The following is a 13,305-nucleotide window of genomic DNA, read 5'->3' as shown; positions in this document are numbered from 1 at the left end:
TTTGTAAGAATTTAGAAAAAGGACTTCTCTATCTTATTTTTTTTGTACTTTGGATGTATTGACGAAAAAACCAACTCTTTGAAAAATACCTTACCTACCATACTATGCATCTTTCTTTCTTTTTCTGTTTGGAGCCAGAAAAGTGAAAAAGAAAAAATTAAAGATAGCATTCAAAAGTACTTCTACATTACGGGCTCAAGTTTTGAAAAATACCAATATATAGAAGCAATAGAAGCTGCTAATAAAGGAATTACTTTTGCACATCAAATTAATGATATTCGAAATCTAGCAACACTTCACAATGATTTGGGTTTGGCGTATAATGGTTTTTCTGAATTTACTAAATCCAAAGAAAATTATTTAAAATCTTTAGTGTATGCAGCTGAAGAAAATAATGATACATTAAGATGTTGGGTATATAATAATTTAGGGAATATCTATTCAGAAGGGTATAAGAATACAGATTCAGCATTATATTACTACAAAGAATCTTTAAAAATATCTGAAAAACTCAAAGATACAGCTGAAATTTTAACGCCAATTCTAAACATTGGCTGGACATACATTGATGAAGAAAAGTTTGATACGGCATATCCGTATTTAGTGAATTCAGAAAAAATGATTTACACCAAACACGGTGATAAATCGGCAAAAGCGCAAATCAGTTATCTGCTTGGACGTTATTTCCTGGCGAAAGAGAATTATGAGTTAGCAGATACTTATTATAAAACGGCGATCAATTTTGCAGAAGAAGAAAAACTTTTGGATGAGTTGACAGAAATATATCAGCATTATTCAGCATTAGCAGAGAAGCAAGGGAAGCCTGAAGTAGCATACGATCGTTTACGGAAGCATTTAAAATATAAAGATTCTTTATTCAATGAAATAAAAATAAAAGGAAATCAAGATGCTTTGGTAAGATTTTCAGTAGATGAATACAAAAAAGATTTGGAACGAAGTGAAATAGAAAAGCGTGACCAACAAATCATTATTGATAAAACAAAACAGATTTCGTATGTGTTAATGATTGCTGGTTTTATCTTGATTCTACTCTTGATCAACATGTTTAAGAATTATAAATTCAGGAACAAAGCGTTGACAAAACTTCGTTTGAAAAATAGTGAATTGCGTGAAGCAAAAGAAGAAGCAGAAGAACAAGCAAAATTAAAATCGCAATTTTTCTCTACGGTAAGTCACGAATTGCGAACGCCTTTATATGGTGTTGTTGGACTTACTTCTTTGTTGTCAGAAGATTTTCCAAATTTGAAGGAAAATGAGAATTTCAAGTCACTAAAGTTTTCAAGTAAATATTTATTATCACTGATCAATAATGTATTACAGATTAATAAAATAGAATCAGAAGGTGTAAAATTAGGACGGATTCCGTTCAATATTAAGAGCTTAGTGAGTGAAGTGGTAAATTCGTTTAGTTTCGCGCTGAATCAGAATGAAAATAAAGTACATCAAAAAATTGATCCGAAAATTCCAGAAGTATTAATAGGCGATTCGGTACGCTTGTCGCAAATATTGATCAACCTTATTGGGAATGCGATCAAGTTTACGGAATCTGGTAATATTTGGGTTGAGCTTACTTCTGTGAAACAAGAAAATCTACAACATACCATACAGTTTAGTATTAAAGACGACGGAATTGGTATTCCGAAGGAAAAGCAAGAAAAAGTATTTGACAAGTTTATACAATTGCGTCCGATTGAAAAAAACTACCAAGGCACAGGTTTGGGACTTTCTATTGTGAAGCGTTTGTTGCTATTGTTTGAAAGTGATATCACCCTAAAAAGTGAGCATAAAGAAGGAACTGAGTTTACATTTGACATTACCTTTGAAGAAAGTAAGGAAATGTCTATAAAAGATACGTCGCTACCGATAAACGTTATTGATAATATCGACAAGAAAATCTTGATTGTAGATGACAATAAGATCAATCAAGTGATTACAAAACGTATTTTACAAACAAAAGGCTATCAATGTGATGTTGCTGAAGATGGTTTTGTTGCGTTAGAATTGGCGAAATCTAACGAATACGACTTAATTTTAATGGATATTAATATGCCTAAAATTGACGGAATAGAAACTACGAAACGCATTCGATTGACCGATAAAAACACACCAATAATTGCGTTAACTGCCGTAGAAGAAGATCAAATAAAAGATGAAATTTATGAAGCTGGTATGAACGATTTTATCATCAAACCGTACGATTTAGAAGAATTTCATCAAATTATTTTGAAAAGTTTATATGTGAATGTTATATAAAATACGCGCTTCCGTATATATACACACTACACAGAATCAGTTCACCAATAAAAATACTGACAGCAAAAACAAGAGGATTAATTTTCATCGCACCTGCGGTATAACAAATTAAATCTGTTGGGACAAACGGAAAAAATGCCCAAAAGATGATGAAAAATGGTCCGTACTTTCCTGAAAGTTTATCCTTTACCAATTTCTTCATTTTTGTATGCTTATCAAAAAGTCTGGCAAAGCCTAGTTTATCTGAAAAATAATAGACAATCATCGAAGAAATTACAATTCCGATCACGGAAATAAGCAATACTAAAAATAAATCATCTGGAAATAAAAAGACACCAGCAAAAATAAGTGCTGTGCTTGGAAGCATGACAAAACCTCTGATGAGGTGACAGAAAAAGAAAATAGCCAAACCGTAATTTCCATACGCTTGAATGTTTGATGCAATATTTTCTCTGGAAAATGTTTCGGGATAGATAAAATTATAGACAATAAAACCCACAATCAATACAATCCAAAAACGTCTAAAAAACGTAATATAACTTTCTTTCATGAAATCTAAATTCAATACCAATACAAGACGATAAAGCTACACAAATGTTACGATTGAACTAAGTATTTAATTTGATAATTTGAAAATGTGTTAATTTGAAAATATTTTCACATACCAACATACCAACATACCAACATACCAACATACCAACATACCAACAACTAACACACTAACTCCATCTTAATATCACCACGTGCATACGGATTGTTTACTTCAATCGGAATTTCTATGAATCCGTATTTTCTGTAAATGTAAATTGCATTTTCGAGTTTGCGGTTAGAGTAGAGCAGTAGCTTTTCAAAATTTTGTTCTTTGGCAAAATCAATACAATGCTGTAACAATTGTTGTCCAATTTTTTTTCCTCTAAGTGAAGGAACAACAGCCATTTTACTCAATTCAAAAACGGTTGACTCCATTTTAATCAATGCTACAGTTCCAACAACTTCACCATTAAGTTTTGCGAAAAAAATATGTCCGCCAGCATCAATAATATACTCTTTTGCCTGACTCAATACTTCTTCATCGTGCGGTTCCACATAAAAAAAGGTTTCGAGCCATTCAATATTTAAGTCATAAAAATCTTTGACATATTGTGCATCAAAAGGAATAATAGAAAGCGTGTCCATCATTTAATAGTTGAAAAAATAATTATTTGCGTATAAAATCTGTAATGAGATAACTGAGTAGTTTCCCAATTCGGTACATTTCGTTAGCATCATCAGGGTTTGGAGCCGCTTCACACAAATGTAAATACGCCGCGTTTTTTTGTTTTCCGAAGAAAGAAGCAAAAGTTCGTGCTTTATTGGCACTAAAACCGCTTGGCGTCATGGCGCTACTGGGTACATTTTCAATCGCATCACAATCAATTTCGACACCAAAAGGGCGATTATTGATAAAGGTTAAAGCACTGTTTAATTGAAAATAAAATCCTTGTTCCTGTCTAATCTTTATGCCTTCAAATGTATTAAATTGAATTCGTTCCGAGTGCAATTCAATAGTCTTTAAAATCTTTTTGGATGTATAATTTTCATGCAGTCCAAACATAAAGTATTTGTCTAAAAAACCTTGCTTAAAGGCATAACTAAAACCATTTCCGCTATGTCTGCCTTCCAAGTTCCTAAAATCGGTATGTGCGTCAAAATTAACCACATTTATGGCTTTGCTTTTGCCGAGCGCAGTTCCTTTAATATTTCCGTACGCATTGTTATGTCCGCCACCAATTATGATTGGTATCTTTTTTGCTTTTGTAATTTGATACAGTAAATAAGTAACTTCTTCGTCAATTACTTCCACCAATTTTCCAAGTTGCTCGTAATAATCGACTGCATTTCTATCCAAAGACTTTGCCGTTTCAAGCAATTCAGAAAAATCTAAATGTCCTAACACCAACATTCTTTTTCCTTTGTTAAAAGCGTTGTCTTGTGTGTTTAATAATGAAGTCAAAGCCGCTTTCCATGCTGTTGTTGCGCCTGCTTTCCCACGATTTGCTAAGACGCCAATATCTTCAGGAATTCCAAAGAGTACATACTTTGCATCACTTCGTTTTAATTGTTGTATTAAATTTTCTTGTGAAGAAAGTGTGTCTACTTTTTCGCCAAATTTCGTTTCGCCTTCTCGAGTATTTATATATGTGTTAAGTGTAGCTTTTGTATAAAAATGTAGCATAGTTATGAGGTCAATTGCTTAGGGCTAATTTACACTTTTATCTGATTTCTTTTAAATTGAATTGTGAAAAGATTGTAAACTTCGACTCTGCTATGTTTATGTTGCATTTTAATTTTATATAATCAAAGAAGTCCAAGCAAGTCCAACAAAGTCTAATCAATCTGATAAAGAAGCAATACATTCCTCACGAATCTTCCAGATTTCTTCAAAAGAATAGGGAAGTTGTTCGTTTATAATCCATTGTTTTAGAAAACCTTGATGCCAATTCACTTTGAAGTCACCAATTTGATGTGGCAAAATTTGTTGTTCGGTGAGTAAACTGTCTTCAAAAGAAGTCTTGTTTTCAGGCGTTCGCGTAATATCGAGTAGGTTTCCGTTGATTTTAAGATACGTATGCGCTTCTGGAATATAATCTAAATTATACTTGATTAAAACGCTTCCAACGCCTTTGGTATTGGTTTCGTTCATTTGGTAGATTCCAATGTATAATTCCACAGCTTCCTGATTGTTCTCAATAGAAAGTTGCTTCAAGAATGCGTGTTTTGTTGCGCAGGTTCCTTTGTTTTCGGGAAGAATCAATTTATAATCGCTCCGATCTGAAGTTCTTCCATACGGCAATTGATGAATATACGCAATTGCGCTTTTGAAATCTGTGATTCCGTTGTGTAGCAACAACTTTGAAAGTGGCGAATTCAGCGAAAGCGAAAAGTTAAACATGTTTTTTATTTAGTTTGAGTTATGTCTGAAAATCTAACAATCTAATAAAGTCCAGCATCTCGACTGCGCTCGATGTGACACGTTTCTAACAAGTCCAAGTCAGTCCAACAATCTAAGACGGTCTAAATGATTTTTCCATTAATGATGACATTCTCAATATTGTTATCACCAAAGGCATACGGTAACACATTGTACGATTCAATTTCTTTGGTAATGATTAAATTGGCAGTTTTTCCAACAGTAATACTTCCGTGCGTTTCTGAAAGTCCCATGGCATACGCGCCGTTTATTGTCGCTGCATTGATGGCTTCTTCAGGTGTCATTTTCATTTTGATACATGCCGTACTAACCACAAAATTCATGTTCCCAGAAGGTGTAGAACCCGGATTGTAATCAGTTGCCAACGCAACTGGCAATCCTGCATCCATAAGTTTACGCGCTGGCGTATACGGAATGCTTAAAAAGTACGAACACGAAGGCAAGGCAACTGGCATCGTTTTGCTTCCTTGTAAAGCTTTGATATCATCATCGTTGAGTTCTTCTAAATGATCTACGGAAAGTGCGTTGTATTTCACACCAAGTGCCACACCGCCAAACGCATTGAATTGATTGACGTGTATTTTTGGAATGAGCTTATATTTTTGTGCAGCTTTTAGCAATCGTTCAGTATCTTCTAGTGTGAAATAACCTTTTTCGCAGAAAATATCTACGTATTCTGCTAAGTTTTGTTCGGCAACTTTTGGCAACATTTCATTAATGACCAAATCCATATACCCATCTTGGTTTCCTTTGTAATTTGCAGGAATGGCGTGTGCGCCCAAAAATGTTGTTTTGATCGGAAAGTTATAGGTTTCTTTTAAGCGCTTGGCAACACGCAACATTTTGAGTTCGGCTTCGGTTGTGAGTCCATAACCCGATTTTATTTCAATAGCACCAGTTCCAAGTTGCATGACTTCTTCCAAGCGTTTTGCCGATTGTGCAAACAATTCATCTTCGGAAGTTTCTTGTAGTTTTTTGGCTGAATTCAGGATTCCACCACCACGATTCGCGATTTCTTCATAACTCAAACCATTGATTCTGTCTACAAATTCTTGCGCTCTGTTTCCCGCGTAGACTAAGTGCGTGTGACTGTCGCACCAAGTTGGCAACACTACTTTATTTGTGCAATCGATGATCGTATCTGCGGAAGCGATTTGAATCGTTTCCATTTGACCGAAATCTGAAATGACATCATCAACAATATATATGTAGGCGTTTTTTAAGATTGGAAGTTTATTCATGTCACTTCCAGAAACCTTAGAAACGGGCGTTTCACGAACTTGTAATAATTCTTTGATGTTGATAAGTAATGTTGTCATACCTTGAAAAAATATATGTTTACAAAAGTAGAAGCAAAGCAAATAAAACCCTAATTTTAGACGTATAAATTATGAAGTATGCAAACTATTGGGCTTATTGGCGGGATTACGTGGCAATCGACCATTTTATATTATCAAGTTTTAAACAGATTGGCTGCGGAACGACAAGGCGGACAACATTCGGCAAAGTGTATTATTAATTCAGTAAATTTTGAAGAAATTAAGCAATTGCAACACGATGGTCGTTGGGATTTGTTGAATGATATCATGGCTGAAGCCGGAAAAAACTTAGAGAAAGCGGGCGCAACCTGCATTTTAATTTGTGCCAACACCATGCATTTAACGATTGATGCGGTTCGTGCAAACGTTTCGATTCCTATAATTCATATTGCAGAAGCAACTGCGGAAAAAATTCAAGAGCAAAACCTGAAAACCATAGCATTGTTAGGTACAAAGTATACAATGGAGAAAGCTTTTTATAAAGATGTGTTGACATCGTTTGGCATAAAAACCTTGATTCCGAATGCGGAAGATCGTGAAGAAATTAATCGGGTTATTTATAAAGAATTGCCATTCGGTATTTTAAAACCAAGCTCTAAAAAAGCATACGTTGACATTATTGAACGTTTGCAGAAAGAAGGCGCAGAAGGTGTTATTTTGGGTTGCACCGAAATTCCTTTGTTGATACAACAAGAAGACGTTTCCATTCCTGTATTTGATACCACAACCATTCATGCTACTAAAGCAATGGATTTCGCGTTAAGCGAATAAAACATTCGTTCAGAACTTGTTAATCGTAAAATTATTATTGGCGAATCAATTTGTGTGTGCTTATTTTGTTTTTTGATTGAATTTTAACAAAATACACCCCTTTTTTAATGGTTTGAATATCGATTTGATTGTTGATAATGTTTGATGAGTTTAGTACAGTTCTCCCATTTATATCTACAATTGAGATGCTGTCAATAGTTTGATTATTTTTTGTGTTGAATTGTAATGTATTCGTAACAATAGGGTTTGGATATATTTGAAAAGAATTTAATGCTTCGTCTTCAACATCTAATACAACCAAAAATGAAAAGCCTAATAAGTCAGGACAGTTCCCATTATTTACATATGTATTCCAACCACCTAAATCAAAAGTTGTAGAAGGAGTTGGTGATGATAAAGTTTCCCTTTTAATAAATAAATCTGTATTTATAAGTGTCGTGCTATTGCCCAATTCACCAATTGAATCGTAAAAATTATCAAATTTAAACAAGCCAATTACATCGTTTCCGTCAAAGTTGGTAATTGCACTGTTGTAATCATCTACTTCAGTTGTGCAAATTGAAATATTAGGATGGGCAATGACATAGCTTTCTCCAGATACTAAAATCGTATTTGCTGGGAATGTGTATACCGCATCCCAAGTTGCATTTCCATCATAACTTATTTTTAAGGTATAGTTTGCTAAATCAAAATTTCTAATTGTTTGATTTGATATTTCAATAGCTTTATTATCTGCGGTATAATTTAAAAAACCAGATAAATAAGGATTGGTAGGTGGGTTTTGATAAATGACATTGACAGATTTACAAATTTGATTGGATAGAGGTGAAGCATTACCAGCAGCGTCTCTAGCAAGTATAGTGAGACAGTATGTGCCATTTGGGTAATACAATAAAGGAACATATTGCGTAGAACTAGAAGCATCGTATGCTATTATTTCTTCTAAAATACCATTTATGTAAATTTCATAAGTAGCAATTCCAACATTATCTGTTCCGTGTTGCCATTCTGCAGAAACAGAATCTGGCTGAACCAAAGGATTGCTTATAAATTGAAAATTCGTTGGAGTTGTTGGTGGTTGCGTATCTTGCGAAAAACAAGAAAAACTTATTAGAAAGACTAATAAATTCAATAATAACTTTTTCATGGTTTGGTTTTAATCTGAAATAAAAGTACAAAAAAAGCGACACTATTTATAAGAATAGTGTCGCTTTTTATAAATTACGAATACTTTATTGCTTCATCAATTTTTTATTAACTGTTTGATTCCCAATTTGTAACTGTAAAATATACAATCCGCGTTGCAATCCTTGAATGTTGATTTCGTTGGTAGGATTTGCTTGTTGTACTACTAACTTTCCAGTAATATCGTAGATACGCGCTTCTGAAATCTCCGTATTGTTTTTTGATTGAATATATACAATATCTCCATTTGTTGGATTTGGATAGATTGAAAACGTTTCCGTTTCAAATGTAGCAACACTTAACGTTTGCGTATGCATTCCTAGGTTTGTACATGTATTTGAAGCAGAAGTATCCCATTCGCTAGCTATATAAGTCGTATTAGGAATACTCACAGTTGCTTTTCTAATTAACGTTGTATTTGAAGCAAAGGTAGTTCCATCACCTAAAGTTCCAATAATATCAATTAACACATCGTTTTTAAATAATCCGATAGCGTCATTTCCGTTAAATCCAGTAATTGAATCATTAGAATCATCTACAACACCTGTACAAACTGCCAAACCAGTATTTCCAATAACATAAACATCACCATCATTGATCATAGCGCCTACAGGAAATGTATATGTTGAATTCCATGTTGCACTTCCGTTTGTACTAATTTTTAAAGTATATGTATTTGCTACATCATTAGGATCAACTGTTGCACCTGTATAATTCGCAATTTCTAGTGCTTTATTAAACGAACTTCCTTCCATATATTCAGAAAGGTATATGCTAGAATCAGTTCCGCCTCCGCCGCCAGCTAAAGTAGTTCCATCTACTCCTGTTGATTGTGCTGAAGCATTTCCTGCTGCATCTTTTGCTGTTACTGTAAAAGTATATGTTGTTAAAGGAGCTAAACTGCTTACTGTTGCAGAAGTCGTTGTAACTGTTTGATCAAATACACCGCCTACATATACATCATATCCTGTAACGCCAATATTATCTGTAGAAGCTGTCCAAGAAACATCAATGCTGTTTCCAGTTTCATTACTCACCATTAGATTCATTGGTACAGTTGGTAACTCTGTGTCAGTCGTAAAAATTCCCCAACGATCTTCTGCTGGCGTTCCACCCCAAATTACTGTAGCTAAACGTGGATTATCAATAAAAGGATTTCGATTTCCTTGTGCTGTTGCATTGGCAATATTTTCATGATATGCATTACGCGCATCTTCATACGGAGAAACAGGATCAGCCGCATTCCATTCTAACAACAAATCAATCATGTTAGCATCAACGCTGTTTATAGTTCCGTCAGCTACGAATGTTGGATAACATTGTGCTCCGTAACGAAGGTACATGTACATTGTAATTCGTGCAACATCGCCACGCCAGTCAGTTCCACCTAAAGAAGCATCACCAGGATACCAAGCAGTACCTACTGTTCCAGAATTTCCAGAACCTGCTGCAAATTTGCGATTGCCACGTTGTCCGTTTCGTTGTACATCTGATGAACGTAAATTGTGTGCATCACTATATGGAGGTCCATTTGTTCCAAACTCATCTAAATCAGGACTTGCCAATGAGTTTGCAAATGTATGTTCTCTGTTCCAATCACCAACATTTCCACCATTATTATTTTTACCTCTTGATACATCATTGGTAACATCGCCGTCACTTCCGTTTTCCCATCCGTATAATAATAAGACATTGTTAGAATTATTTGGATCTAAATCTGTAACCATTGTCGCTGTCCAAATCTCTGAGTAGGATAGTGAGTTTGAATGCGTGTTGCTTACTTTTACTGCAAGTGCGTCTCGTAATTGTGTTCCAGTTAAGGTAAGATTTACATCATTATAATATGTTTGTTGTGCAAAACCTATGGAAGATATTAATCCGATTAAAAAAAGTACTGTTTTTTTCATTGTAATAAATTATATTGAAGTGATTTAGGGTTTTATTTTCGTTCTAACAAAGCCATGTAGAAACCATCAAATCCTGACGTTGACGCCAATAATTTTTTATCTTCTACAAGCGTGAAGTCTTCATTTGAAGCTAGAAATTTTTCTACTTGTTCTTGATTTTCAGAAGGTAAGATAGAACAAGTTGCATACACCATTTTTCCGCCCGATTTTACCATTTTAGAATAGCGTTGTAAAATATCTTGTTGTGTCTCTCTTACTTTATCTAAAAATCCAGGTTGAATTTTCCATTTAGCATCCGGATTTCTACGCAAAACACCCAATCCAGAACATGGAGCATCAATCAATACACGATCTGCTTTGTCATATAATTTTTTGATCACTTTCGTGGAATCAATAACGCGTGTTTCTATATTATGTGCACCATTACGTCTCGCTCTACGTTTTAATTCGCGTAGTTTTGCTTCGTATATATCTAAAGAAATTAAGTTTCCTTTATTTTCCATCAAAGCAGCTAAGTGCAACGATTTTCCGCCAGCACCAGCACATGCATCCACCACTTTCATTCCGGGTTTTACATCTAAAAACTCAGAAACTAATTGTGAATTTGCGTCTTGTACTTCAAACAGTCCATTTTTAAAAGCGTCATTCCTGAAAATATTAGCACGTTCTTTCAAACGTAATGCTACAGGATGTCCTTTTACGACTTCAGTTTCATTGTCAAAAGTAAGTAATAACGCTTGTAATTTTTCTTTGGTAGTTCGTAAAGTATTTGTTCTAAGAATTACATCGGCTTGCTTGTTGAGCGCATGGATTTCTTTTGACCAAACTTTTTCACCTAACTCAGCAACACCTAATTCATCCAACCAATCAGGAATAGATTCTTTGATTTTTCTAGTTTTAGAAAGTTCATCAAAACGTCCTTTAATTCTACGTGTTGGAGTTCCTGCTAGTTGATTCCAATCTGGTAATTCAATACCTCTTAGCGTTGCCCAAACAGCAAAAACACGCCATAAGTTTTCACGGGAATAATTTTCTTTGATTTCTGCTATTTCAGCGTATAAACGCTTCCAACGCACAATGTCATAAGTCGTTTCTGCAACAAATTTACGATCACGACTTCCCCAACGGGCGTCTCGTTTCAGTAGTTTTTGAACTACTTTGTCTGCATATTCTCCTTCATTAAATATTAAGTTTAGCCCGTCAATGACTGAAAAGACTAAATTTCTGTGTAATCGCATGTGATTTCAAATTAAACCGCAAAGGTATTGTTTTATGTTTAGATTTTTTAGTTAATTTAACCCGAATTATGCCTTAAAACTTCGTGATGAAAATTTGAACTTCCAGAAATACTTATGTTTTCTTAATTTCAACATAGTATAGCTACGATTAAATTAAAAAGCACAGCAAAGCGATTGTATTTGCAGTAGTTCAGATTTGTAATAGATTTTTAATGTATAATGCGGGTTACCACAATCAAATAAATTCATTGAGCGAAGCATCTTTTATAGCAGATTTACAAGAAGGAAAACGAGCAGCGTACAGTCGCTTGTTGGATGAATATCAGCAACAAGTTTTTCATGCTTGCTTATCTTTTGTCCCTAATAAAGAAGATGCTGAAGATGTTGCTCAAGAAGTTTTTGTGGAAGTTTTTAAATCGATTCATAAATTCAAAGGAAATTCCAAATTATCCACATGGATGTATCGAATTTCCGTGAATAAATCTTTAGAGTTTATTCGAAAGAAAAACACCAAAAAACGATTTGCGTTTATGCAATCTATTTTCGGGAACGAAATTCCTGTGGATAAAACTTCTTATTTTACAGAAATGAATCACCCAGGAATTGTATTAGAAAATAAAGAAAAAAGCGAAACAATCTTTAAAGCCATTCATCAATTGCCAGAAGCGCAACGAATTGTTTTTACTTTGCATAAGGTAGATGGTTTGTCTTATAAAGAAGTCGCTGAAATCACGGAGAAAAGTATCTCATCAGTGGAATCTTTATTGTTTCGAGCCAAGAAAAATTTACAACAAATTCTAGCTAATTTTTATAAAAATTCAACCTAACGCAAGTTTTTTAAAAATATTGCATCTAATAGAACGTTATGAAGACACCAAAAAATATAGAACATACTAAAGAAACTGCATTTGATGTTTTAGATGACATCAAAAAAGTGAATGTTTCTCCTTTTTTCAAGGATAAAACTATGCAGCGCTTGTTTGCAGAAAAAGAAGAAATAGCTCCAGCTAGTATAGGTTGGTTTACGCCAAAACTGCAATTTGCGACACTGATTTGTGTTTTGGTTATAAACGTTTTTGGAATTTTACAATTGACAAACTCAACATACAATGAAAATGTTGCTGAGTTTGCCAGCGCGTATGAATTGTCGCAAGACGCGAAACCATCTTTATTCAATTAAATAAAAAGACATGAAAAAAAATATACTCCTTTATATATTAGTTCTTTTTTTAGTAGTGATGAACGGTTTTTTTATGTTCAAAATTTTTGGCGATAAACATCCGCCAGATCGTAATCCGGGACAGTTTATTGCGAAAGAACTCAATTTTGACGAGGCGCAAATGAACGATTTCAGAAATATGAATAGGGCGCATCATGAAGCTATGCGTGAAATTTCTCGTGAAATCAAAGAATTGAAAGATGCATTATTTAATGAATTATCAGAAACGGGAGTAAACGAAACTGAAGTGAACGATATTGCCAGACGCATTGGTGAAAAAGAGCGTCAGAAAGATTTGAAAACTTTCTATCATTTTAAAGAAGTTCAAAAAATTTGTAACGACGAACAACGCTTACGTTTTAACTCTATAATACAAGACGCTTTACACCGACACGGAAAGAAAAAAAGAAAATAATCTACA

Annotated in this window: 13 protein-coding genes; 5 read left to right on the top strand and 8 right to left on the bottom strand. The window is 34.2% G+C overall.

Features of this window, described 5'->3' with window-relative positions:
- The first annotated feature begins 78 nt into the window (after positions 1-78).
- On the top strand, positions 79-2,274 hold the full coding sequence (locus H2O64_RS07610; RefSeq protein WP_187561587.1) for a tetratricopeptide repeat-containing hybrid sensor histidine kinase/response regulator: 2,196 nt from the start codon (positions 79-81) through the stop codon (positions 2,272-2,274).
- Here H2O64_RS07610 and H2O64_RS07605 read toward each other — a convergent pair.
- From H2O64_RS07605 to hutI, 5 genes are all read right to left on the bottom strand, one after another.
- Positions 2,267-2,824 (bottom strand): TVP38/TMEM64 family protein, encoded by a 558-nt coding sequence (locus H2O64_RS07605; protein ID WP_187561586.1) that lies wholly within the window; start codon positions 2,822-2,824, stop codon positions 2,267-2,269. The genes H2O64_RS07610 and H2O64_RS07605 overlap by 8 nt on opposite strands.
- A 161-nt stretch (positions 2,825-2,985) precedes the next feature.
- A complete protein-coding gene (locus H2O64_RS07600; RefSeq protein WP_187561886.1) occupies positions 2,986-3,450 on the bottom strand; it encodes a GNAT family N-acetyltransferase in 465 nt (154 codons plus the stop codon).
- Positions 3,451-3,472: 22 nt separating this feature from the next.
- Positions 3,473-4,489, bottom strand: a complete 1,017-nt coding sequence (locus H2O64_RS07595; RefSeq protein WP_187561585.1) for a formimidoylglutamase — start codon at positions 4,487-4,489, stop codon at positions 3,473-3,475.
- A gap of 156 nt (positions 4,490-4,645) precedes the next feature.
- Positions 4,646-5,206 carry a hypothetical protein gene (locus H2O64_RS07590; RefSeq protein WP_187561584.1) on the bottom strand — a complete coding sequence of 187 codons (561 nt, stop codon included), beginning with the start codon at positions 5,204-5,206 and terminating at the stop codon, positions 4,646-4,648.
- A 122-nt stretch (positions 5,207-5,328) separates the two neighbouring features.
- Positions 5,329-6,564 (bottom strand): imidazolonepropionase, encoded by a 1,236-nt coding sequence (gene hutI, locus H2O64_RS07585; protein WP_187561583.1) that lies wholly within the window; start codon positions 6,562-6,564, stop codon positions 5,329-5,331.
- 78 nt (positions 6,565-6,642) lie between these two features.
- Between hutI and H2O64_RS07580 the strand changes: the two genes are divergently transcribed.
- A complete protein-coding gene (locus H2O64_RS07580) occupies positions 6,643-7,335 on the top strand; it encodes an aspartate/glutamate racemase family protein (protein ID WP_187561582.1) in 693 nt (230 codons plus the stop codon).
- Positions 7,336-7,369: 34 nt separating this feature from the next.
- Here the strand turns inward: H2O64_RS07580 and H2O64_RS07575 are convergent, their stop codons facing one another.
- The 3 genes from H2O64_RS07575 to H2O64_RS07565 form a co-directional block, all read right to left on the bottom strand.
- Positions 7,370-8,482 carry a T9SS type A sorting domain-containing protein gene (locus H2O64_RS07575; RefSeq protein ID WP_187561581.1) on the bottom strand — a complete coding sequence of 371 codons (1,113 nt, stop codon included), beginning with the start codon at positions 8,480-8,482 and terminating at the stop codon, positions 7,370-7,372.
- A gap of 85 nt (positions 8,483-8,567) precedes the next feature.
- Complete coding sequence (locus H2O64_RS07570; protein WP_187561580.1) at positions 8,568-10,427, bottom strand: endonuclease; 1,860 nt, start codon at positions 10,425-10,427, stop codon at positions 8,568-8,570.
- A gap of 32 nt (positions 10,428-10,459) precedes the next feature.
- On the bottom strand, positions 10,460-11,665 hold the full coding sequence (locus tag H2O64_RS07565) for an RsmB/NOP family class I SAM-dependent RNA methyltransferase (protein WP_187561579.1): 1,206 nt from the start codon (positions 11,663-11,665) through the stop codon (positions 10,460-10,462).
- A gap of 248 nt (positions 11,666-11,913) precedes the next feature.
- Between H2O64_RS07565 and H2O64_RS07560 the strand changes: the two genes are divergently transcribed.
- From H2O64_RS07560 to H2O64_RS07550, 3 genes are all read left to right on the top strand, one after another.
- A complete protein-coding gene (locus tag H2O64_RS07560) occupies positions 11,914-12,492 on the top strand; it encodes an RNA polymerase sigma factor (RefSeq protein WP_215907140.1) in 579 nt (192 codons plus the stop codon).
- Positions 12,493-12,530: 38 nt separating this feature from the next.
- The gene (locus tag H2O64_RS07555; RefSeq protein WP_187561577.1) at positions 12,531-12,845 is read left to right on the top strand and encodes a hypothetical protein; all 315 of its coding nucleotides are present in this window, start codon (positions 12,531-12,533) and stop codon (positions 12,843-12,845) included.
- A 73-nt stretch (positions 12,846-12,918) separates the two neighbouring features.
- Positions 12,919-13,299 carry a Spy/CpxP family protein refolding chaperone gene (locus tag H2O64_RS07550; RefSeq protein WP_187561576.1) on the top strand — a complete coding sequence of 127 codons (381 nt, stop codon included), beginning with the start codon at positions 12,919-12,921 and terminating at the stop codon, positions 13,297-13,299.
- The last annotated feature ends 6 nt before the right edge of the window (positions 13,300-13,305 follow it).

This window comes from Kordia aestuariivivens, from assembly GCF_014397005.1.
Classification (GTDB): Bacteria; Bacteroidota; Bacteroidia; order Flavobacteriales; family Flavobacteriaceae; genus Kordia; species Kordia aestuariivivens.
The sequence above is the reverse complement of the archived record's forward strand: the minus strand, read 5'-3'. Positions and strand labels throughout refer to the sequence as shown.

Excerpts from the sequence above, each read along its gene's own strand:
- H2O64_RS07605 (WP_187561586.1), bottom strand. The coding sequence starts at position 2,824 with ATGAAAGAAAGTTATATTACGTTTTTTAGACGTTTTTGGATTGTATTG.
- H2O64_RS07600 (WP_187561886.1), bottom strand. The coding sequence starts at position 3,450 with ATGGACACGCTTTCTATTATTCCTTTTGATGCACAATATGTCAAAGAT.
- H2O64_RS07595 (WP_187561585.1), bottom strand. The coding sequence starts at position 4,489 with ATGCTACATTTTTATACAAAAGCTACACTTAACACATATATAAATACT.
- H2O64_RS07590 (WP_187561584.1), bottom strand. The coding sequence starts at position 5,206 with ATGTTTAACTTTTCGCTTTCGCTGAATTCGCCACTTTCAAAGTTGTTG.
- hutI (WP_187561583.1), bottom strand. The coding sequence starts at position 6,564 with ATGACAACATTACTTATCAACATCAAAGAATTATTACAAGTTCGTGAA.
- H2O64_RS07580 (WP_187561582.1), top strand. The coding sequence starts at position 6,643 with ATGCAAACTATTGGGCTTATTGGCGGGATTACGTGGCAATCGACCATT.
- H2O64_RS07575 (WP_187561581.1), bottom strand. The coding sequence starts at position 8,482 with ATGAAAAAGTTATTATTGAATTTATTAGTCTTTCTAATAAGTTTTTCT.
- H2O64_RS07570 (WP_187561580.1), bottom strand. The coding sequence starts at position 10,427 with ATGAAAAAAACAGTACTTTTTTTAATCGGATTAATATCTTCCATAGGT.
- H2O64_RS07565 (WP_187561579.1), bottom strand. The coding sequence starts at position 11,665 with ATGCGATTACACAGAAATTTAGTCTTTTCAGTCATTGACGGGCTAAAC.
- H2O64_RS07555 (WP_187561577.1), top strand. The coding sequence starts at position 12,531 with ATGAAGACACCAAAAAATATAGAACATACTAAAGAAACTGCATTTGAT.
- H2O64_RS07550 (WP_187561576.1), top strand. The coding sequence starts at position 12,919 with ATGTTCAAAATTTTTGGCGATAAACATCCGCCAGATCGTAATCCGGGA.